Source organism: Halapricum sp. CBA1109, from assembly GCF_009741825.1.
GTDB lineage: Archaea > Halobacteriota > Halobacteria > Halobacteriales > Haloarculaceae > Halapricum.
On the sequence record NZ_WPCA01000247.1, the window covers coordinates 1 to 1,592 of the forward strand.

A 1,592-nucleotide genomic window follows, 5' to 3' on the forward strand; every position below is an offset into this window, starting at 1 on the left:
GACCGGCGAGAGCGTCGTCCCGCCGCGGTCGGCATCGTGGAGTGTCGCGGCAGTCTTGAACCGCTCTGGTCGCCACGCGTGCCACTGAACGAGGACACCACGAGAGCGGGCCTCGCGGATCTGGATCGCGGTAAGGACGTTCCCGATACTGGCCCACGATAGCTCCTGTAGGGGTTTTCCGGGAGCGCTCGACCAGATCCAGCGCGCCGGCGAGGTTCGTCTCGTCGAGGAAGAACGTGTTCGAGCGGTCAATCAGCACGCGACCGGGTACGTTGTACCGCGCTGGCGAGTGACGGCGCTGCCCATACGATTCGAAGGTTGATTCGCCGGCGAGTCGCTGGAAGATGGGGACCGTCTCTGCCGGTCGGTCAGGTGGGACGCGCTTCAGTCCGAGGTCCACGTCGTTTTCGCGGGCGACCCGTGCCGACAACGGGACGATGGCAGCGCGCTCGACCGAGAGAATGTCCGGGTCGTCGGTGTGTAGCCGGTCCGCGAGCGTCTCAGCGGCCTCCCGAGAGGTATCGCCGGCCGGGACAGTCCGTGTCTCTGTTGGCCGATCCGCACCCGAGGCCGATGGAGCGGTCGTCTCTTTGTCGATCCGGAGTTTCGAGAGGTCCTCATCGGCCGCTGCCTCCCGAGAGAGGTCGAGTCGGAGCTGTGTCGGCGGCCGGGTCGCGTCGGAGACACATCTTGATCGAGACAGAAGCGGAACTCCGGGGAGAAGTCGACATCGAACGTACGGAAGGGGTGCTGTCCGGGCGGTCCGCGGCGTTCGACGAACCGCGCCACGTCCCGGACGGCGTCGTTCCGGTCGGCCTCGATAGCCAGCACTGGCTGCTCGGCGAATCGGAGCCCCGAACGCCGGCGCTCGATGCGTGTCGTCGCGACGGCGGGGTGCGTAGCGAGGGCTTCTCGCAGGTCCTGCAGGGCCGCCGTGCACCGCTCGGCGTCGGGAGCTGTCTCCGTCATCCCGCGAGCGGTCACCGCGTACAGTGTCGGTCGGTAGTCGCGGTGGCTCTCGGCCGTCCATCCGGGGTCGTCGACGGTCCCAGTCAGCGACCACGTGATTGGGTGGTCCAAGAAATCGACAGTGAACACCATCGGTCAGTCCTCGCTGTCGGCGGCTTCGATTCGGGCCTCCAGTTCGTCGATACGGCGCTCTTGCGCGATGGCGACGGAGACCAGTAACGGGACGACCGGTGACTCGTGATTGAGCGTGCCGCCCGCGTCGGCGTGGCGCCGGGCGTGGGCCAGCAGTCGGTCGAACCGTACTTGATCTTCGTGGCGGAGCGCACGCCTGAACGGCTGCCAGCGGTCCTCGAAGCGACCGATCAGGTCCCGGAACGTCGGATTCGTCCGTCCCATATCTCACCCCTCCAGCGTTCCGGGTGCCGATGGTGTGGTTGGGCCAGACTCGCCCGTCTCGGTAGTGTCGGCGACTTCCGGGTGTCGCGTCGCGAGGACGTCCTGCCAGAACGTCAGCGTCGTCTGTAGGTGGCCGTGGCCGACGGGATAGACCAGCGTCTCGAAGTCCAGCCCGTCACAGTCAAAGCGTGCGCCGAACTCGGTCTCGACCAGCGAGATGGTCGTCG

The 1,592-nt window shown here is 67.0% G+C and carries 3 protein-coding genes and 1 pseudogene; all 4 read right to left on the bottom strand.

Annotated elements, in window-relative coordinates:
- A partial coding sequence (locus tag GJ629_RS17385) for a hypothetical protein (RefSeq protein WP_231754685.1) occupies positions 1 to 252 on the bottom strand: 252 nt, incomplete at its 3' end.
- A gap of 132 nt (positions 253 to 384) precedes the next feature.
- Positions 385 to 1,101 (bottom strand): hypothetical protein, encoded by a 717-nt coding sequence (locus tag GJ629_RS15690; RefSeq protein ID WP_157513840.1) that lies wholly within the window; start codon positions 1,099 to 1,101, stop codon positions 385 to 387.
- A gap of 3 nt (positions 1,102 to 1,104) precedes the next feature.
- Complete coding sequence (locus GJ629_RS15695) at positions 1,105 to 1,365, bottom strand: hypothetical protein (RefSeq protein ID WP_157513841.1); 261 nt, start codon at positions 1,363 to 1,365, stop codon at positions 1,105 to 1,107.
- Positions 1,366 to 1,368: 3 nt separating this feature from the next.
- Positions 1,369 to 1,592, bottom strand: a pseudogene (locus GJ629_RS16580) (hypothetical protein); the annotation flags it as partial.